Below are 18,784 nucleotides of genomic sequence, written 5' to 3'. Positions count from 1 at the left end.
GCCTGTGGTGCGTCCTCCCAATGTAGGCCCGGGCCCGCCCCGCGGCGAGGGGACGGCGAGGGGACACCTCTACGCGGGAGCGGGCACCCCCGTCAGGGCCGTCACCACCGGGTCCAGGGCTTCGTGGATCTCGTCGCCGATGGAGCGGAAGAAGGTGATCGGCGCCCCGTAGGGGTCGTGCACCTCGTCCGCCTCCTCGGTCGGCGCCAGCAGCCAGCCGCGCAGCGCGGCCGCGGCCTGCACCAGGGCGCGGGCCCGGTCGACCACGCCGCCGGCCTCCTCCGGGTCCGGCAGCGTCGCGGGGTCTATGGCCCGTACCAACCGGGTGAACTCCTTGAGCGTGAAGGTGCGCAGCCCCGCCGAGTGCCCCATCGAGATGACCTGGGCGCGGTGGTCACGGGTCGCGGTGAGGACGAGGTCGGCGCGGATGACGTGCTCGTCGAGCAGCTCGCGGCCGATGAACCCGGCCGGGTCGGCCCCGAAGTCGGTCAGCACGGTGGCGGCGTGTGCCTCCATGGGCGCGCCCTCGTGGCCCCAGGTCCCGGCGCTCTCCACGATCAGCCCGCTGGTGCGCTCGCTGCCGAGGCGGTGCGCGAGGGCGTGCCGGGTCAGCCGCTCGGTGATCGGCGAGCGGCAGACGTTGCCGGTGCTGACGTGGAGGATGCGGAAGGTGTGCTCGGCGCTGTGGTGACGGTGTTCCGCTATGCCACGCCCCTCAGGGGCTGTCAATTGGCCACCTCGAGGTCGGGTACGACCTCCCGGAGCTGCTCGGCGGTCAGGGCGCCCGCGCGCAGCAGCACCGGCACCTTGCCGGTCACGTCGACGATGGAGGACGGGACGGCGGCGGGGGTCGGCCCGCCGTCGAGGTAGACCGAGACCGAGTCGCCGAGCATCTCCTGGGCCGCGTCGCAGTCCTGGGGCGAGGGGTGGCCGGTGAGGTTGGCGCTGGAGACCGCCATCGGGCCGAAGTCGTTCAGCAGCTCGATCGCGACCGGGTGCAGCGGCATCCGGACCGCGACGGTGCCGTGGGTCTCCCCCAGGTCCCAGGTGAGCGACGGCTGGTGCCGGGCGACCAGGGTGAGCGCGCCCGGCCAGAAGGCGTCCACCAGCTCCCACGCCTGCTCGGACAGGTCGGTGACCAGGCCGTGCAGGGTGTTCGGGGAGCCGACGAGGACCGGCGTGGGCATGTTGCGGCCGCGGCCCTTGGCCTCCAGCAGATCGCCGACGGCCTCGGCGTTGAAGGCGTCCGCACCGATCCCGTAGACGGTGTCGGTGGGCAGCACGACCAGCTCGCCGCGGCGGACGGCGGACGCGGCCTCACGCAGGCCCGTCTTGCGGTCGGTCGGGTCGCCGCAGTCGTATCGCCGTGCCATCATTTCTCCTTCGCTGGGTCTCCGGTAGTGCGGTACGTCACCGGATCGCTACTTTCCGTCCGCTCGGGTCACGGGAGGGCCTTCCGCGCGGTGGCGAAGCGGGGCCGCTTGTTCAGGTCGGGGTGGTCGGCGGCGTCCGCCCAGCCACGCTCCTCGGTGAAGATCCACGGCACCTGGCCGCCCTGGGTGTCGGCGTGCTCGATGACCACGACCCCGCCGGGGCGCAGCAGCCGGTGGGCGGTGCGCTCCAGGCCGCGGATCACATCGAGCCCGTCCTCGCCGGAGAACAGCGCCACCTGGGGGTCGTGGTCGCGGGCCTCCGGGGCCACGTACTCCCACTCGGTGAGCGGGATGTACGGCGGATTGCTGATCACCAGGTCCACCTGTCCGTCGAGCTCGGGCAGGGCCGTCAGGGCGTCCCCGTGGTGGAGAACGACGCGGGACCCCTCGACGTTCTTGCGGGCCCAGCGCAGGGCGCCCTCGTCCAGCTCCACGGCGTGCACCCGGGAGCGCGGCACCTCCTGCGCCAGCGCGAGGGCGATGGCCCCGGAGCCGCTGCACAGGTCGACGATCAACGGCTCGACGACGTCCATGGCCCGTACGGCGTCTATGGCCCAGCCGACGACCGACTCGGTCTCGGGGCGGGGCACGAAGACTCCGGGGCCCACCTGGAGCTCCAGGTAGCGGAAGAAGGCGCGGCCGGTGATGTGCTGCAGGGGCTCGCGGGCCTCGCGGCGGGCGATCGCCTCCCAGTAGCGCGCGTCGAAGTCGGCGTCGGCGACGCTGTGCAGCTCCCCCCGCTTGACGCCGTGCACGAAGGCGGCCAGCTCCTCGGCGTCGAAGCGCGGGGACGGCACGCCGGCGTCGGCCAGCCGCTGGGTGGCCTGCGCCACCTCGGCGAGCAGCACATTCACTGAGTTCCTCCAGCCGGTCCGGACGTAGAGCTGTGAAGCTTCCCTGGGGAGTGCGGCCCTGGGGCCCCTACTGCGCGACCGCGAGCTTGGCGGCGGCGTCGGCGTCGACGCACGCCTGGATGACCGGATCGAGCGCGCCGTCGAGCACCTGGTCCAAGTTGTACGCCTTGAAGCCGACCCGGTGGTCCGAGATCCGGTTTTCCGGAAAGTTGTAGGTGCGGATGCGCTCGGAGCGGTCCACCGTGCGGACCTGGCTGCGGCGCGCGTCCGACGCCTCCCGCTCGGCCTCCTCCTGGGCCGCGGCCAGCAGCCGCGAGCGCAGGATGCGCAGGGCCTGCTCCTTGTTCTGGAGCTGGCTCTTCTCGTTCTGGCAGGAGACCACGATGCCGGTGGGCAGGTGGGTGATGCGCACCGCCGAGTCGGTGGTGTTGACGGACTGGCCGCCGGGGCCGGAGGAGCGGTAGACGTCGATCCGCAGCTCGTTCTGGTTGATCTCGACCTCGACCTCCTCGGCCTCCGGGGTGACCAGCACGCCGGCGGCGGAGGTGTGGATGCGGCCCTGGGACTCGGTGGCGGGCACCCGCTGCACGCGGTGCACCCCGCCCTCGTACTTCAGCCGGGCCCATACGCCCTGGCCGGGCTCCGGGCTGCCCTTGGCCTTCACCGCGACCTGGACGTCCTTGTAGCCGCCGAGGTCCGACTCGTTGGCGTCGATGATCTCGGTCTTCCAGCCGACGCGCTCCGCGTAGCGCAGATACATCCGCAGCAGGTCGCCCGCGAACAGCGCCGACTCCTCGCCGCCCTCGCCGGCCTTGACCTCGAGGATCACGTCCTTGTCGTCGCTGGGGTCGCGCGGGAGCAGCAACACCCGGAGCCGGTCGGTCAGCTCCTCGCGCCGCGCCTCCAGCTCCTTGACCTCGTCGGCGAAGTCGGGGTCGTCCTGGGCCAGCTCGCGGGCCGTGTCGATGTCCTCACCGGTCTGCTTCCAGGAGCGGTAGGCGCCGACGATGGGGGTCAGCTCGGCGTAGCGCTTGTTGAGCCGCATCGCCTCGCGCTGGTCGGCGTGGACCGCGGGGTCGGCGAGCCGCTTCTCGAGGTCGGCGTGTTCGCCGATCAGTTCCTCGACCGCCTCGAACATCAAGGGCTCCTGGGTGGGTGGGGGTGGGCTGCGGGGTGCCTGGGCCGCGGGTACCGGAAGACCGTGACGACAGGCCGTGAGCACAGGCCGTGACGGCAAGCCGTGACGACAAAACGCCGGTCCGGCCGCCCCAGGGGAGGGGCGGCCGAAGACCGGCGCCGTGCGGGTCGCTACTTCTTGGCGGACCCGGCGTTCTTGCCGAAGCGGGCCTCGAACCGCGCCACACGGCCACCGGTGTCGAGGATCTTCTGCTTGCCCGTGTAGAACGGGTGGCACTCGGAGCAGATGTCGGCACGGATGGTGCCGCCCGCCACGGTGCTACGGGTGGTGAACGAGGCGCCACAGGTGCAGCTGACCTGCGTCTCGACGTACTCCGGGTGGATGTCGCGCTTCAAGGGAATCTCCTAGGTTCGGGAGGGCGCCGGGTCGTCGGGCGGGTTGCCTGACGTGAACCGGGGCCGACGGTCCAGTCTGCCAGGACTGGCCGCATCCCCCAAAACCGGGGGTGGGGCCCCGGTATTCCCGGGCCCCCGGAGGCTTCCGAGGCCCGGGTCAGGAGGTCGGTCAGGTGGCCCGGGTCAGGAGCCCCGGACGACCTTGTCGGCGCTGGTGCTGTCGCCCGCCGAGCCCTTGGTCGCGGAGGCGGGGATCGGCCGGTCCCAGCGCAGCGCCCGCCACACCTCCCGGGCCTTGCTGTCGATCGGCAGCACCCGGTTCGGGTTGGCCGGGTCGTACCGCACGGGCAGGGTCACCATCCGCATGTCGCCCGAGCCGATGTTCTTCAGGCCCTTGGCGAAGTCGTACAGCTTGCTGACGGAGGCCAGCTCGGAGTCGGTGGTCAGCGCCTTGGTGGAGGTGTCGGCGAGGCCGTAGAGCTTCTTGGGGCTGCTGAACAGGTCCACGGACTTGACCTGCTCCAGCAGCGCCTTGATGAACGCCTGCTGGAGCTGGATCCGGCCGAGGTCGCTGCCGTCGCCGACGGCGTGCCGGGTGCGCACCAGGCCGAGGGACTGCTCGCCGTTGAGCCGGTGCTCGCCGGGGTCCAGGTCGAGGTGGCTCTGCTTGTCGTGGATCGGCTGGGTGGTGGTGATGTTCACGCCGCCCAGCTCGTCGATGAGGTGCTTGAAGCCGGAGAAGTCGACCTCGAGGTAGTGGTCCATGCGGATGCCGGTGAGGGACTCGACGGTCTTGACCGCGCAGGCCGGGCCGCCGACCTCGTACGCGGAGTTGAACATCGCCATGCGCTGGGCGGGGACCGTCTTGCCGTCCTTGACGCAGGCGGGGCGCCGGATCAGGGTGTCGCGCGGGATGCTGACGACGCTCGCCTTCTGGCGGCCCTTGTAGATGTGCACCACCATCGCGGTGTCGGAGCGGGAGGTGCCCTCGTCCTTGCCGTACTTGGCGTTCTTGCCGGCCCGCGAGTCGGAGCCGAGGACGAGTATGTCCATCGAGCCGTTGTCGACGTTCTCGGGGCGGTCGGAGCCCAGGGCGTTGTTGATGTTGACGCTGGTGAGGTTGCCGTTGAGCTTGTAGTAGAGGTAGCCGGCGCCCACGCCGCCCAGCACCAGCACGGTCCCCATCGTCCAGGCCGTGCCCACCAGCGCCTTGCGCCGTGTGCTGCGGGGCTCCGGGGCCTTGCGGCGGCGGCCCGAGCCCCCGCGGGCACGTGGTCGGCGCGCGTCCGGTGTGCTGTTGCTGTCGTCAGCCATGGGCTCCTCAGTCCTCGCTGTCCGGGTACCCCCCACCATCACGGTCAGGCCTGGTCTCGCCGTGATTCGACCTGACAGACGACAGGCCGAGCGCCAGGGTTGCATACGCGGGTTTCCCGGCCCGGCGGACGCCCGCTCGCCCCCGCCACCGGTCGTCCTCCCGGGCCCACCCCGCTGACCTGCGGATTCCTCGCGTATGACCGAGATCGCACCGGTCGGCGGGTGAGGCGGGAGATGTGTCCCAGATCTCATGGCGACGTGACGGACGCGACGAGGGCCTCCCGGCCGGTGCCGGGAGGCCCTCGTCACATGAGGCGCGCGCCGCTGGTCAGTCGCGGTCGCCGTTGCCCGGGGTGGGCGTGGTCTTGGCGATCTGCATCAGGAACTCGGCGTTGGACTTCGTCTGCTTCATCTTGTCCAGGAGCAGCTCGATCGCCTGCTGCGAGTCGAGCGCGTGGAGCACCCGGCGCAGCTTCCAGACGATGTTCAGCTCCTCCGGCGCGAGGAGGATCTCCTCCTTGCGGGTGCTGGACGCGTCGACGTCGACCGCCGGGAAGATGCGCTTGTCGGCGAGCTTCCGGTCGAGCCGAAGCTCCATGTTGCCGGTGCCCTTGAACTCCTCGAAGATCACCTCGTCCATCCGCGAGCCGGTCTCGACCAGCGCGGTGGCCAGGATGGTCAGCGAGCCGCCGTCCTCGATGTTGCGCGCGGCGCCGAAGAACTTCTTCGGCGGGTAGAGCGCGGTCGAGTCGACACCACCGGACAGGATGCGGCCCGAGGCGGGCGCGGCGAGGTTGTACGCGCGGCCCAGACGGGTGATCGAGTCCAGCAGGACGACCACGTCGTGACCCAGCTCGACCAGGCGCTTGGCCCGCTCGATGGCCAGCTCGGCGACGGTGGTGTGGTCCTCGGCCGGGCGGTCGAAGGTGGAGGAGATGACCTCGCCCTTGACCGACCGCTGCATGTCGGTGACCTCTTCCGGACGCTCGTCGACCAGGACGACCATCAGGTGGCACTCGGGGCTGTTGCGGGTGATCGCGTTGGCGATCGCCTGCATGATCATGGTCTTACCGGTCTTCGGCGGGGCCACGATCAGACCGCGCTGTCCCTTGCCGATCGGCGCGACCAGGTCGATGATGCGGGTCGTCAGCCCGCCCGCCTCGGTCTCCAGACGCAGTCGGTCCTGCGGGTAGAGCGGGGTCAGCTTGCCGAACTCCGGCCGCCCGCGGCCGGTTTCGGGCGCCATGCCGTTGACCGAGTCGAGGCGGACCAGCGCGTTGAACTTCTCGCGGCGCTCGCCCTCGCGCGGCTGGCGGACCGCGCCGGTGACGTGGTCGCCCTTGCGCAGGCCGTTCTTGCGGACCTGGGCGAGGGAGACGTACACGTCGTTCGGGCCCGGCAGGTAGCCGGAGGTCCGGATGAACGCGTAGTTGTCGAGGATGTCGAGGATGCCCGCGACGGGGATCAGGACGTCGTCCTCGGACACCTGCGGCTCGTTGCCGAAGTCGTCGCGGCCACGGCGGCCACGGCGGTCGCGGTAGCGGCCGCGGCGCCCGCGGCGCCCGCCGTCGAAGTCGTCGTCGGTGTCCTCGGCGCGCTGCTGCTGGCCCTGGCCACGGCCGTCGCGCTGCTGGCGGCCGCCGCCCTGCGCGGCGCCGTCCTCGCCCTTGCCGCCGCGGCGGTCACGACCGTCACGGCCTTCGCGGCCCTCACGACCGTCACGGCCTTCGCGGCCCTCACGGCCGTCGCGCTCGCGCTGTCCGCGCTCCCGGCGGTCGCCCTTCTGGCCGCGCTCGGCGCGGTCCTGGCCCTTGCCGCCCTTGCCCTCGGCGGTGTCCGCGGCGGCCTCGGCCTTCGCGTCGGCCTTCGTCTCGGTCTTGGTGGCGGCCTCGGCCTTGGCCTCCGTCCTGGTGTCGACGGCGGTGGCGGTGGCCGCGGTGTCGGTGGTGGTGACCGGCGCGGTCGCCCGACGGCGGCGGCGCCCCTCGGCAGGCTGCTCGTCGGCGGCGGGCTCGCCGGGCTGGCCCGGGATCTCGATCTGCTGCTGGGCGGTGGCCTTCTCCGCCTTCGCGGCCTTCTCGTCCTTGGCGGCCTCGGTCTTGCCGTCGGCCTTGGCCGCGGCCGGCTCGCCGCCCTCGTCGCCCGTACGGGCCCGCGAGGTCGTGCGGCGCTTGGGCTTCGTCACCCCCTCCGCGGTGGCGGGGGCGGCCTCGGCGGAGGCGCCGGAGCCGGCGGCCTGCTTCTCCTTGATGACCTCGATCAGCTGGCTCTTGCGCATCCGCGCGGTGCCCCTGATACCGAGGCTCGAGGCGAGCTGCTGCAGCTCGGCCAGGACCATGGCGTCGAGGCCGGTGCCCGAGCGGCGTCGCCGCGGGGCAGCGCCAGTGGCAGCACCGGTGGCAGGCGCGGCGGGAGCGTCCGTGGCGGGAGCGGCATTGCCGACACCGCTGTCGGAGGTGCCGGAGGCGTTCACGCCCATCAGATCGGTGGTGTCGCTCACGAAGGGTCCTTCCCTGGAGCGGGCGTCGGCCTGTCTGGCTCGGCGACCGGTTGTGCTGTCCGGCTGTGGTCCTTCTCGTGCGGACCGGCCGGGGCGGTGGTCCGCCAGGTACGGCGGAGAGATCAATTCATTGGTTCCCGACGCGACGGATGGCTTCGCCTTGATCCGCCACGCCGATTCCGGAGCGTGCTCGGTACTGCTCAGGCAGGCTGCTCAGGCAGTGTGGGAGGCTCCCGGAAGAAGGGTGGTCCCGGATGGGGACACTGAGCACTGCGCCTTCCAGCCCGGCGATCACTCCGAGCATGAGGCATCAAGTGCAGACTTGAGATTAACACTACCGGATCCAACAAACATTCCCCCTCTCCAAGACCGGCTATCGAGTTTTTCGGACCCCGAGGCCGCCTGGGCCGCCCCGGCGTCCGCGGTGTCCGCGGTGTCAGGTGAGCGGCAGGACGCTCGCCCCCCCGGCGTCGAGAGCCAGCCGATTGGCCGCCCATCCCTCGCCCGCCAGCCGTGCGACCTTGTCGGCCGCACCGTCTTCGACCAGCGCGAGCACCGTGGGGCCCGCGCCGGAGATGACCGCGGGGACGCCGTCCGCGCGCAGTCGGTTCACCAGGGCCACGCTCTCGGGCATCGCCGGAGCCCGGTACTCCTGGTGCAGCCGGTCCTCCGTCGCCGCGAGCAGCAGCTCGGGACGCCTGGTCAGGGCCTCCACCAGCAGCGCCGCCCGCCCCGCGTTCGCGGCGGCGTCCACATGCGGGACGGTGCGCGGCAGCAGCCCCCGCGCGGTCTCCGTGAGCACCGGCCGACCGGGCACGAAGACCACCGGAACGATGGAATCGGAGGGGCCCATTCTGATCGCCCGGGCGGCTCCCGCGTCCGTCCAGGCGAGGGTGAAACCGCCGAGCAGACAGGCGGCGACATTGTCGGGGTGGCCCTCGATCTCGGTGGCCAGCTCCAGCAGCGCCTCGTCGTCGAGCCGCTCGGCGCCGCCTATGGTCACCGCGCGGGCCGCGACTATCCCGGCGCAGATGGCGGCCGAGGAGGAGCCCAGGCCCCGGCCGTGCGGGATCCGGTTGGCGCAGACGACCTCGAGACCGCGCGGCTGTCCGCCCAGCAGGTCGAAGGCGGTACGCAGGGATCGTACGAGCAGATGGCTCTCGTCGCGCGGCAGCGTCTCGGCGCCCTCGCCCGCGATGTCGATGTGCAGACCGGCATCGGCGACCCGGACCACCACGTCGTCGTAGAGCCCAAGGGCCAGGCCGAGGGCGTCGAAGCCGGGACCGAGGTTGGCGCTCGTGGCGGGCACGCGCACTCGGACGGCGGCGGCGCGGAACGCTGGACCGGCCATCGCTCGATGACTCTCCTTGTGTGACTGGGATTGCTCGAAGAGGTACGGAACACCGCGAGGGCCGTGACGGGAGTACGGCGACGCCGCGCAGAGGCGGCTGCTCTGCGTCGGGGCGGATTCAGTACAGCCTATCGAAGGAAGGTTCTGTGGCGACATAGGGCGCACGGGAGGCGCACGGTGCGTGTCGCGCTCCCTCTCGCCGCCCGCGACCACTCTACTGGAGCGTTCTGCGCGCCCTCCTCGCTCCCGGGCGTCTCCGCCCACACTCTAGTGGATCTTGAGCAGCGGCGCCGGGCGCCCCGGGGAGAGTCTCCGCCGGGGCCCGGCGCCGTATGCGTCAAAGGCCCTGAGGCCGGGGATCGGGCCGGCCGGGGCCGCGTATCAGGCCACCCGGGATGAGGCCACCCTGGCTCAAGCCACCCGGGAGGCCACCCGGGACCAGGCCGGCCTGGCTCAGGCCACCCGGCATCAGACCGGCCCGAGGCGCGTATCAGGCCAGCCCGAGCCGCTCGGCAGCCGCGTCCGCGTCCACCGCCACCGTGACCGGCTGCGGCGCGCCCGCCACCGCCCAGTCCGGGTCCTTGAGCCCGTTTCCGGTCACCGTGCACACGATGCGCTGACCGGGGTCGACGAGGCCCTGCTCGGCGGCCTTCAGCAGACCCGCGACGCTCGCCGCGGAGGCCGGCTCGACGAAGACGCCCTCCTGGGCGGCGAGCAGCCGGTAGGCGGCCAGGATCTGACGGTCGGTCACCGCGTCGATGAGGCCGTGCGACTCGTCGCGCGCCTGCTCGGCGAAGACCCAGGAGGCCGGGTTGCCGATGCGGATCGCGGTGGCGATGGTGCTCGGGTCCTTGACCGGCTCACCGCGCACGATGGGCGCCGCGCCGGCCGCCTGGAACCCCCACATCCGGGGTGTACGGGAGGCGGGCGCGCCGAGCGGGCCGTTCGCCGCGTACTCCTTGTAGCCCTTCCAGTAGGCGGTGATGTTGCCCGCGTTGCCGACCGGCAGCACATGGATGTCGGGCGCGTCGCCGAGCATGTCGACGATCTCGAACGCGGCGGTCTTCTGCCCCTCGATGCGCGACGGGTTGACCGAATTGACCAGCGCCACCGGGTACTTCTCGGACAGCCCGCGGGCCAGCGTCAGGCAGTCGTCGAAGTTGCCGTCGACCTGGAGGATCTTGGAGCCGTGGACCAGTGCCTGGCCCATCTTGCCCAGCGCGATCTTGCCCCGCGGCACCAGCACGGCGCACACCATGCCGGCCCGTACCGCGTAGGCGGCGGCGGAGGCCGAGGTGTTGCCGGTGGAGGCGCAGATGACGGCCTGGGCGCCGGCCTCCTTGGCCATGCTGATGGCCATCGTCATGCCGCGGTCCTTGAAAGACCCGGTCGGGTTGGCGCCCTCGACCTTGAGGTGCACCTCGCAGCCCGTGCGCTCGGAGAGCACCTGGGCGGGGACGAGCGGGGTGCCGCCCTCGCGCAGGGTGACGACGGGGGTCGTCGCGCTGACCGGCAGCCGGTCGCGGTACTCCTCGATGATGCCCCGCCAGCCGTGCCACTGGCGGGTGCCGGACATCGCGGGCCCGGCGTCGGCGATTGTGTTCATGATCTTCCTTTACTCCCCTGGTCCCCTGATCTCCCCTGGGCTGATGTCCCCTGGGCGCCTACTCGCCCTCGACCCGCATGATGCTCGCGACATCGCGGACCGTGTCGAGCCGGCGCAGCGCCTCCACGGTCGCCGTGAGGGCGGCGTCGCTCGCCCGGTGGGTGACCACGACGAGGGACGCCTCACCGTCCTTGCCCTGCTGCCGGACCGTGTCGATGGACACGCCGTGCTCGGCGAAGACCGTCGCGACCTGGGCGAGCACACCCGGTTTGTCGGCGACGTCCAGACTGATGTGGTAGCGCGTGATCACATCGCCCATGGGGCTCACGGGCAGCCGGGTGTAGGCGGACTCGCCCGGCCCGGTGGTCCCGGCCAGCTTGTTGCGGCAGGCGGCGACCAGGTCGCCGAGGACGGCCGAGGCGGTCGGCGAGCCGCCGGCCCCGGGCCCGTAGAACATCAGCCGCCCGGCGGCCTCCGCCTCGACGAAGACCGCGTTGTACGCCTCGCGGACGGAGGCGAGGGGATGGCTCAGCGGGATCATGGCGGGGTGCACCCGGGCGGTGACCGACCGGCCGTCCGCCGCGCGCTCGCAGATCGCCAGCAGCTTGACCGTGCAGCCCATGCGCTTGGCGGAGGCGATGTCGGCGGCGGTGACCTCGGTGATGCCCTCGCGGTGCACATCGTCCAGGGTGACCCGGGTGTGGAAGGCGATCCCGGCCAGGATCGCGGCCTTCGCGGCGGCGTCGAAGCCCTCCACGTCGGCGGTCGGGTCGGCCTCGGCGTACCCGAGCGCGGTGGCCTCGTCCAGCGCCTCGCTGTACCCGGCGCCGCTGGTATCCATCCGGTCGAGGATGAAGTTGGTGGTGCCGTTGACGATGCCCAGGACCCGGTTGACCGTGTCCCCGGCCAGGGACTCGCGCAGCGGCCGCACCAGCGGGATCGCGCCCGCGACCGCCGCCTCGTAGTACAGGTCCGCGCCACGCTCCTGCGCGGCCGCGTGCAGCGCCGCGCCGTCCTGGGCGACCAGCGCCTTGTTCGCGGACACCACGCTGGCGCCGTGCTCGAAGGCGGTGGTGATGAGCGTGCGGGCGGGCTCGATGCCCCCGATGACCTCGACGACCACGTCGATGTCCCCGCGTTTGACCAGGGCGGTGGCGTCGGTGGTGACCAGCTCGGCCGGCACCCCTTCCCGCACCCGGTTGGGGCGGCGCACGGCGACCCCGGCCAGCTCGACCGGGGCGCCGATGCGCGCCGTGAGGTCGGCCGCGTGCGTCGTCATGATGCGCGCCACCTCTGAGCCGACCACTCCACAGCCCAGCAGCGCCACTTTCAGCGGACGCGTACGCATCATCCGACCTCTTTCTCATCCATCTAGGTGGTGCTCCAGTCTCACGCACTGGATGGGACTTTCTATCCCTGGTCCAGTATCCGAGATTTGTTTCTCGCCAGCCGAGCCGACCGCTCACCAGGCCGGCCGCCGGCCGTGCTAACCGACATCAAGCCGCAGGAGATCTTCCTCCGTCTCCCGCCGGACGATCTCGCGCGCCCGTCCGTCCGCCACCGAGACGACGGGCGGACGGAGCGCGTGGTTGTAGTTGCTCGCCATGGAGCGGCAGTACGCCCCGGTGGCGGGGACGGCGATCAGGTCCCCGGGCGCCAGGTCGGCGGGCAGGAAGGCGTCCCGTACGACGATGTCGCCGGACTCGCAGTGCTTGCCGACGACCCGGGACAGCATCGGCTCGGCGGTGGAGGTGCGGGAGACCAGCGCCACCGAGTACTCGGCGTCGTACAGGGCGGTACGAATATTGTCGGACATCCCGCCGTCGACGCTGACGTAGGTCCGCAGCCCCGGCAGCTCCTTGACCGTCCCCACCTCGTACAGCGTGAACGCCGTCGGCCCGGCGATCGCCCGCCCCGGCTCCACCGACAGCCGCGGCACGGCCAGCCCGGCGCTCTCGCACTCCCGGTGGACGATGTCGCGCAGCGCCTTGGCGATCTCGTGCGGCTCGCGGGGGTCGTCCTCGGAGGTGTACGCGATGCCGAGGCCGCCGCCGAGGTCGATCTCGGGCAGCTCGACGCCGTGCTCGTCGCGGACCTCCCTGAGCAGCCCCACCACGCGGTGGGCGGCCACCTCGAAGCCGGAGGTGTCGAAGATCTGCGACCCGATGTGCGAGTGGACACCGATGAGCTCGAGCCCGTCCAGCTTCAGCGCCCGCCGCACCGCCTCCGCGGCCAGCCCGCCGGCCAGCGGAATGCCGAACTTCTGGTCCTCGTGCGCGGTCGCGATGAACTCATGGGTGTGCGCCTCGACGCCCACGGTGACCCGGATCTGCACCCGCTGCCGCTTCCCCAGCCGCTCCGCGATGTGCGCGACCCGGACGATCTCCTGGAACGAGTCCAGCACGATCCGTCCCACCCCGGCCTCGACGGCCCGGCGGATCTCCGCCTCGCTCTTGTTGTTCCCGTGCAGCGCGATCCGCTCGGCCGGCATCCCGGCCGCCAGGGCCGTGGCCAGCTCCCCAGCGGAGCACACGTCCAGGTTCAGCCCCTCCTCGTTCAGCCAGCGCACCACGGCGCGGCACAGGAAGGCCTTCCCGGCGTAGAACACATCGGCATCCGCACCGAAAGCCTCCCGCCACGCCCGGCAGCGGGCCCGGAAGTCGGCCTCGTCGAGGAAGTACCCGGGCGTCCCGAACTCCTCGGCCAGCGTCTTCACATCCACCCCGCCGACGGTGACCACCCCGTCGGCGTTCCGGCCGACCGTACGGGCCCACACCCGCGGATCGAGCGCGTTGAGATCGGTGGGCGGCGCGATGTAGTGCCCCTCGGGCAGCACATCGGCGTAACGGGGCCCGGCGGGGTGTGCGGAACGGCTCATGGCGTCTCTCTCAGGTGTCTCACAGATGTTCCGGTGCGCTGATGCCGAGCAGATGCAGGCCACCGGCGAGCACCGCCCCGGCGGCCTCGGCAAGGGCCAGCCGGGAACGGTGGGCGGCCATGGGTTTCTCCTCGCCGCACGGCAGGGGCGGGCACGCGTCATGAAAGCGGAAGAAGGCGTCGGCGACAGCCTCGAGATGCCGGGCGAGCCGGTCGGGAGCGCGGTGGCGGGCGGCAGATTCGATGAGCCGGGGACAGTCGGCGATCGTCGCGATCAGCGCAACCTCGGCGGGATGGCGGTAGGGCCCGTCAGGGCTGCTGTGAACGCCCAGCTGCCGCCCATTCCTGACCAGGGCCCGTACGCGGGCGTGGGCGTACCGCACGCGGAAGAGCGGATTGCTCTCCCGCTGGGCGAGGAGCCGACGCGGCTCCAGATCGGGCAGATCATGCGCGGCGGGCCGCAGCAGCGCCCAACGGGCGGCGTCGATCCCGAGCCGGGCGAGCAGCTCGGGGGCGCTGACGGCGACGGGGCGCATGGGGAGGACCTCGAGGGGGCCGTCCTCGACGGGCGGCACAGCCAGGACCTGGCGGGGGCCGTCCTCGACGGGCGGCACAGCCAGGACCTGGCGGGGGCCGTCCTCGACGGGCCGCACGGCCAGGACCTCGCCGGAGTCGCCCTCCGGGACCGGATAGCCCTCCGGGACCTCACCACCGGCAGCGGCACCGGTGCCGACGACCAGGGCCTCACCCCCGCAAAAAGCCACCAGCCGAATCACAGCAGCCCCGACAACAGCCGCCCGCACATCCCGCCCGGGCGCAAGCCTCACGGCAGGCCCCCCGGCCAAGGCGTCCGAGCGCCCGTAGTCCTCACCACGCTCCAGCACACCCCGCACCAGCTCGGCATGGCCCTCAGCCTCGACGGTGATGTTCAAGAACCCAGGCCCGGCGATCTCCACCCCGGCGATCCCGGGCTCCCCCACCAGCCGCCGCCGCAAAACCTCAGCCACCCGCAACGCCACCGCCGGCCCTCCGCCATCCAGGCCCTGGGCGAGCTGCAGCGCCACATTCGTCGCGTAATCCCCACACCCCGCCCGCGGCGGAGTCCGCACCTTCACCCGCTCCGGCAGCACAGCCAGCCGCAGCTCGTCGGCCTCGACGGCACGACGCACTGTCTGCAGCACGGTGCGGGAGAGCTGGGCGGGTGTCACGGCACAAGCGTATGGGAGGAGGGGGGCGCCCCCGCGAATGGGTTTCGCAGGGCGGACGGCGGGGCAGGGCGGCGCGCGGAAGCAGGAACGGCGCGAAGGCGCAGGGCAGCGCGCAGGGGCGGAGGCGGAGGCGCCGGAACGGACGCGAAGCCGCAGCCGCGAGGCAAGCACCGAAGCGAAGCCGCCCTGCCCCCGAAGCCGGGAGGCAAGCACCGCCCAAAGCCGACCCGCCACAGAAGCAGGCCCACCCCCGGGGCTCAGCCAGTGGGCCCCGGGGAACCCAGCAGGTGGAGCTGGGGGCTCGGGAGGCTCGGGGGAACCCTCCGGACTCAGCCGGTGGGGCCCACCACGGACTCCGACTCCGCACCCCCGGGCGCCACGGCACCGGCCGCCTCGGCGGCCCGCGCCATCAACCGTCGCACCAGGTCCACCATCGCAGCGGGATCAAAGGGCTTCGCAAGGAACGCATCCACCCCCGCCGCCCTGCCGTTATCCACCTCGTACTGCGTACACGCGCTGATGATCGCGACGGGCACATGACACGTTCGAGCATCAGCACGCAACCGGGACGCCGTATGCAGCCCATCCAGTCTGGGCATCACGACATCCAGAGTGATCACATCGGGCCGCACCTGGTGAACGATCTCCAGGCACTCGGCACCATCGGCCGCGGTCACGACCTCGAAGCCCTCAAGCTCGAGGTTGACCCTGATCAGCTGCCGGATGACCTTGTTGTCATCAACAACAAGGACCCGGCCGGACAAGCCAGGCACATCTCGAAGGGTAGGCGCGCACCCATCGCTGCGTCCGGGTTTTGCCCACTTCCGCCACGTGCGGGGGACCTTTCCGCAAGACGCCACCGCGCACGCCCGGAATGCGGTATACCGCCGCCGCTCCCCACCCTCACCTCCGCCAGCGACCCCGCCTCCCCCGCCCCTCGGAAAGCGTTCATGACCACCCCCACCGAGCTGGTAGGGTTCTACCCGTCGGAGCGAACAGCAACGACACCGCCCCCGTAGCTCAGGGGATAGAGCAACGGCCTCCGGAGCCGTGTGCGCAGGTTCGAATCCTGCCGGGGGCACTTCTGTGTAAGTGTCGCAAGACCCCGCCATCAGCCAAGACGCTGGATGCGGGGTCTTGGTGTATGCACAGCCGGATGCCGCCGAAGGCAGCCCTATGACAGTGATCATGCAATGACCACGTAATGATCTTGAGGGGCTTCTGGGCAGCTCAGGACTACTTTCGGTGGACCCACGAGAACTCGGCCCTCTGGGCATGCAGGCGATCTTGTGATGTGCTGCTCCATTGTGGACGGTGTGCTGTCAGCCTTGATCGCAGTCCTGGGGACGCTGCTCGGCGTTGGCATGACATACCTCTTTCAACGTCGAACAGCTGCCCGCGACCAAGCGTTCGCGGCTCAGCAGCAACTCCGCTCAGAACGCATGACCGTGTACAGCGACTTTGCCGGAGCGGTGACCGAGTTCAGGCGGGGGCAGCAAGACCGCTGGCACCGGAAGAACGAGGACCGGACCAGCTCCGCCTGCCTCCAAGCTCGCACTGAGGCATACCGCCTTCGCGGCGTCGCCCTCCACGCGCTGTTCCGCGTCCAACTCATAGCCAGCAGTGCAACAGTGATCGAAGCCGCACGCCACGCCTATGAACTGACGAACGAGACGCACAAAGCAGACGACAGGGCAGAACTGAGCGCCCTTGGTGCGCAGGCACGAGATGCCTTGGAGCACTTCGTAAAGCTTGCCTCCTCTGACGTGCGGTAACAGCACGTAATCCCCTGATTCCTACGGGCATTTCAAGGGCGGCAGACCGCCCCGCTCTACTCCTCCGGCCCCGGCTCCTCCCCCAGGCCCTTCCTAATCCGGTCATGATGCTCACCGCCACGATGCCGACGGGACCATTGAGTTCTGTCCAAGGGCCGCCGCGGCTCCTGACCTGGGCCCCGCCGGTGAGACGATCTCGTCGTGGACGGTGTGATCACGGCGTCGGAGCCCTCCCGGTGACCCGTTCACGGGGCTGAGCCCGCGGCAGTTCGGAAAGCCGTTCACCGCACTGCGGCGTGAGGATGCGGATCCGGCCGGCAGGGACCAACCCTGGGGGCCGACGGGGGAGGACCGGGTGCTGCTGGTTGCCGCGTACTGGCGGACAAATCTAACTCTGCGGGAAGGTCGTACGTGAGCTTTCACTCTCCGGCCAGCTTGGTGAGCTCACACAGAGTCCGGTGATAGCGCAGATACGTTTCATCGATCCGGTGGCCAGCGTGTCGGCGAAGGAGCCCCAGCGACTCGTCTCCCTGGGTCTGCCTCACGACACCGTCAGCGTCGATGTAGATCTCCAGTCCGTCGAAGAGGACGTGATGGTTGGGGCACAGGCACAGCAGGTTCGGCAGCTCGTCCGGGCCGTCATGCGGAGAGCCGAGGCCACGGATGTGAGAGGCCTGGCTATATGGCCTGCCCTTGTACTGCAGGCGGGTGCCACATACCTGGCAAGAGTGATCGTGCAGCTCCTTGACCTTTTTCGCTAGGGCGGAATCGCGGACCAGTCGTGAGGTAGTGACATCCCTCCGGGCAGTTGCGCCGGGTGCCCTCTCCTCGTCGGGGAGCTCTTCGCTGTGATCGTCCCCGACGCCATCGAGGAGACCGTCGGCTGTCGCATACCCCGCGAGACCGACCTTGCTGAGCAACACCCTCTGATCGACACCGTCGAGGTAGGTGCTGCACAGCTTGACCACAGCCTGCAGGCGGACCAAAGGGTTCTGCAGCAGTTCGGCGGTCTCATATGTCAGGCCTGCCACGGGTTGCACCGCGTTAAAAACCCCGACTTGCGGCATGGGACCGGCCTCACTCGGAATCCCGTGCACCTCCCACAGGTCGTTTCCCTGTAGATGCCAGAAGGGATACTCGGGCGTGATCTTTGAGTTGGGTAGGCCGAACTCGGCCAGAAGCGGGCGGACCTCCGTGCTGAACTGTGCCCACGGCGCCAGGCGCGGCTTACCCGCGGCGATCCGAGAAATCGCCCACAACAGAGCCAATGGCTGGTGACGGCTGGGGGCACGGTGCTTCGGATGCCGATGAGTGTTGAGGGAGCCAATCCGGTCCAGCAAATCTCCAGCAGTCAGTCGCGGATAAGAGGCGGCAGGGGGTGTTACCGAAGGTGCGGAAAGCAGCGATTGACGCCTCTCCGGGAGCTGATCGACAACGCGGCGGTAGTCCTCTGCGGAGCGCAGGGTGAGGCTCCGCAAGGGCGCTCGCACATTCAGGATCCGTAGTATCGGCGCCGCGAGAACGGGGGTGGAGAATTCCTCTACGTCCCCCAGCGCCATGATGTGTTCCCAGGTGGCATTGCCTTCGTCGATCCCCCAGACCGCTTGTGCCACCTGCGCACTGTCGAACAGGTGGATGATGCGGGCGCGGGCGATGAAATGGTTCTCTGTATAGAACAGCACGTCGTCGCCAACGCGCCGGTTCCGCAAGGCCTTCACCTTCTCGTTGTTGGCCTGCTGGGTGGGAGTGGCTCCCCACAGCCGAGCGATTCCGTCCGGGTACAACGCGGCAAGCACATCCGCCTGCTCCCCAAGCGCATCCTCAAGTGTTGCTATCTCAACGCCTCGCCGTACTGATTTGACAAAATTTTGCCGCCCGCGATGCCGAGCTCCGCCACGGGGCTGGAGGACCAACTGTGCTGCTGCCTGCCGCGGCCCGTCCTCGCCGGCAGTGCCGTCCTCCACGGTGAAGCCGAGTGCACGCAGACGATGTGCCACTGTTCGAGCGCCACCGCTGAAGTCACCAGCCGACAGCGGGCTGCCGACCGAGTACAGGTGCGCTACACCCGCGATGGCCTTCGAGTCATAGCGGACTCCGTCCAGGACAAGCTCGTAGGTCTTGGCCCGGCCAAAGCCGTGGCTGCGGCGAAAATTCTCGCGCCCCAAGTACTGACACTCCTTGACAGCCGCCAGCACTCCTGCACGCGTCACATCCCCAAGTCCCATGCCAGGAAGATTAGTAGGAAGATATGACAAGGCCGCTCCACACTGGATCGCCAGGTCTCCGCGCATCGTCGCAGTCGGTGCCGCAGGGGGGGGCACCCGCCCCGACAC

General features: G+C 70.6%; 15 protein-coding genes, 1 tRNA gene and 1 pseudogene. 3 read left to right on the top strand and 14 right to left on the bottom strand.

Features of this window, described 5'->3' with window-relative positions; translation table 11 throughout:
• Positions 1-69 precede the first annotated feature (69 nt).
• From ABFY07_RS15050 to ABFY07_RS14990, 13 genes are all read right to left on the bottom strand, one after another.
• On the bottom strand, positions 70-729 hold the full coding sequence (locus ABFY07_RS15050; protein ID WP_346174989.1) for an arsenate reductase/protein-tyrosine-phosphatase family protein: 660 nt from the start codon (positions 727-729) through the stop codon (positions 70-72).
• Positions 726-1,373, bottom strand: a complete 648-nt coding sequence (locus ABFY07_RS15045) for an L-threonylcarbamoyladenylate synthase (protein WP_065964777.1) — start codon at positions 1,371-1,373, stop codon at positions 726-728. Before ABFY07_RS15045 ends, ABFY07_RS15050 begins: the two co-directional genes overlap by 4 nt.
• A 68-nt stretch (positions 1,374-1,441) precedes the next feature.
• Positions 1,442-2,287, bottom strand: coding sequence for a peptide chain release factor N(5)-glutamine methyltransferase (gene prmC, locus ABFY07_RS15040; protein WP_346174988.1), 846 nt, complete (start codon positions 2,285-2,287; stop codon positions 1,442-1,444).
• 67 nt (positions 2,288-2,354) lie between these two features.
• Entirely contained in the window at positions 2,355-3,425 is a 1,071-nt protein-coding gene (gene prfA / locus ABFY07_RS15035) for a peptide chain release factor 1 (RefSeq protein WP_346174987.1), read from the bottom strand.
• A gap of 170 nt (positions 3,426-3,595) precedes the next feature.
• Positions 3,596-3,820 carry a 50S ribosomal protein L31 gene (gene rpmE, locus ABFY07_RS15030; RefSeq protein WP_014176386.1) on the bottom strand — a complete coding sequence of 75 codons (225 nt, stop codon included), beginning with the start codon at positions 3,818-3,820 and terminating at the stop codon, positions 3,596-3,598.
• Positions 3,821-4,003: 183 nt separating this feature from the next.
• The gene (locus tag ABFY07_RS15025) at positions 4,004-5,134 is read right to left on the bottom strand and encodes an LCP family protein (RefSeq protein ID WP_346174986.1); all 1,131 of its coding nucleotides are present in this window, start codon (positions 5,132-5,134) and stop codon (positions 4,004-4,006) included.
• A 328-nt stretch (positions 5,135-5,462) separates the two neighbouring features.
• On the bottom strand, positions 5,463-7,634 hold the full coding sequence (gene rho / locus ABFY07_RS15020) for a transcription termination factor Rho (protein WP_346174985.1): 2,172 nt from the start codon (positions 7,632-7,634) through the stop codon (positions 5,463-5,465).
• A 436-nt stretch (positions 7,635-8,070) separates the two neighbouring features.
• Positions 8,071-8,985 (bottom strand): homoserine kinase, encoded by a 915-nt coding sequence (gene thrB / locus ABFY07_RS15015; protein WP_346174984.1) that lies wholly within the window; start codon positions 8,983-8,985, stop codon positions 8,071-8,073.
• A gap of 490 nt (positions 8,986-9,475) precedes the next feature.
• The gene (gene thrC, locus ABFY07_RS15010; RefSeq protein ID WP_346175061.1) at positions 9,476-10,561 is read right to left on the bottom strand and encodes a threonine synthase; all 1,086 of its coding nucleotides are present in this window, start codon (positions 10,559-10,561) and stop codon (positions 9,476-9,478) included.
• Between the two features lie 88 nt (positions 10,562-10,649).
• The gene (locus ABFY07_RS15005; RefSeq protein ID WP_065964597.1) at positions 10,650-11,942 is read right to left on the bottom strand and encodes a homoserine dehydrogenase; all 1,293 of its coding nucleotides are present in this window, start codon (positions 11,940-11,942) and stop codon (positions 10,650-10,652) included.
• A 135-nt stretch (positions 11,943-12,077) separates the two neighbouring features.
• Positions 12,078-13,469: a diaminopimelate decarboxylase gene (lysA, locus tag ABFY07_RS15000; RefSeq protein ID WP_346174983.1), complete on the bottom strand. Its 1,392-nt coding sequence runs from the start codon at positions 13,467-13,469 to the stop codon at positions 12,078-12,080.
• 19 nt (positions 13,470-13,488) lie between these two features.
• On the bottom strand, positions 13,489-14,676 hold the full coding sequence (gene nrtL / locus ABFY07_RS14995; protein ID WP_346174982.1) for an ArgS-related anticodon-binding protein NrtL: 1,188 nt from the start codon (positions 14,674-14,676) through the stop codon (positions 13,489-13,491).
• A 329-nt stretch (positions 14,677-15,005) separates the two neighbouring features.
• Positions 15,006-15,449 carry a response regulator gene (locus tag ABFY07_RS14990; RefSeq protein WP_346174981.1) on the bottom strand — a complete coding sequence of 148 codons (444 nt, stop codon included), beginning with the start codon at positions 15,447-15,449 and terminating at the stop codon, positions 15,006-15,008.
• 236 nt (positions 15,450-15,685) lie between these two features.
• On the opposite strand from ABFY07_RS14990, the gene ABFY07_RS14985 reads away from it, so the two are divergent.
• The 3 genes and pseudogenes from ABFY07_RS14985 to ABFY07_RS14975 all read left to right on the top strand — a co-directional run.
• Positions 15,686-15,757: transfer RNA gene (locus ABFY07_RS14985), tRNA-Arg, on the top strand.
• Positions 15,758-16,004: 247 nt separating this feature from the next.
• Positions 16,005-16,451 (top strand): hypothetical protein, encoded by a 447-nt coding sequence (locus ABFY07_RS14980; protein ID WP_346174980.1) that lies wholly within the window; start codon positions 16,005-16,007, stop codon positions 16,449-16,451.
• A 201-nt stretch (positions 16,452-16,652) separates the two neighbouring features.
• Positions 16,653-16,854: pseudogene (locus ABFY07_RS14975) on the top strand (IS5/IS1182 family transposase); the annotation flags it as partial.
• Between the two features lie 16 nt (positions 16,855-16,870).
• Here the strand turns inward: ABFY07_RS14975 and ABFY07_RS14970 are convergent.
• Positions 16,871-18,676, bottom strand: a complete 1,806-nt coding sequence (locus ABFY07_RS14970; protein WP_479685635.1) for an HNH endonuclease — start codon at positions 18,674-18,676, stop codon at positions 16,871-16,873.
• Positions 18,677-18,784 lie beyond the last annotated feature (108 nt).

It is taken from the genome of Streptomyces sparsogenes subsp. cuspidosporus (assembly GCF_039532705.1).
GTDB lineage: Bacteria > Actinomycetota > Actinomycetes > Streptomycetales > Streptomycetaceae > Streptomyces > Streptomyces sparsogenes.
Note: the sequence above shows the minus strand (reverse complement) of the source record. Positions and strands in the feature narration are given on the sequence as shown.